The following is a 518-nucleotide window of genomic DNA, read 5'->3' as shown; positions in this document are numbered from 1 at the left end:
GATCTCCCGGAACGAGGCATGCACCGTCGTCTCGGTGATCCCGTACATGTTGACCAACCGCGGGGAATCCGAATGGCTGTCCAACCACGGTTGAAGCCGCTGCGGCTCAAGCGCTTCCCCGCCGAATACCACCGTATCCAAACTGAGCCGGCGATCCAGCTCAGGGTGCAACCCTGTGACAGCTTGCAGAGCATAGAACGCCGATGGGGTCTGACTGAACATGGTCACCTGCTCGGCAACCAGCAAGGCCAGCAGGTCTTCCGGAGCCCGCGTCACCGCCTCCGGCACCACCACCAACCGGCCGCCGAACAGCAACGCACCCCAGATCTCCCACACCGAATAGTCAAACGCCAACGAATGACACTGCGTCCACACCTGACCCGCCAGACCCAACTCCGCATCCAACGTCTCCAACAGCCGAACCACATTGGCGTGCGTCACCGCCACACCCTTCGGACGACCCGTCGTCCCCGAGGTATAAATCAAATACGCCACATCATCAGCCGACGGCACAGGCA

General features: G+C 61.6%; 1 protein-coding gene. It reads right to left on the bottom strand.

Annotated features, from left to right (window positions below; translation table 11 throughout):
* Positions 1–518 (bottom strand): AMP-binding protein (locus A5779_RS00800; protein WP_165609727.1); only part of this gene is annotated, 518 nt, incomplete at both ends.

The sequence above is a fragment of the Mycolicibacterium peregrinum genome, assembly GCF_001665625.1.
Lineage (GTDB): Bacteria > Actinomycetota > Actinomycetes > Mycobacteriales > Mycobacteriaceae > Mycobacterium > Mycobacterium peregrinum_B.
This window is presented reverse-complemented; position numbering and strand designations above follow the sequence as displayed.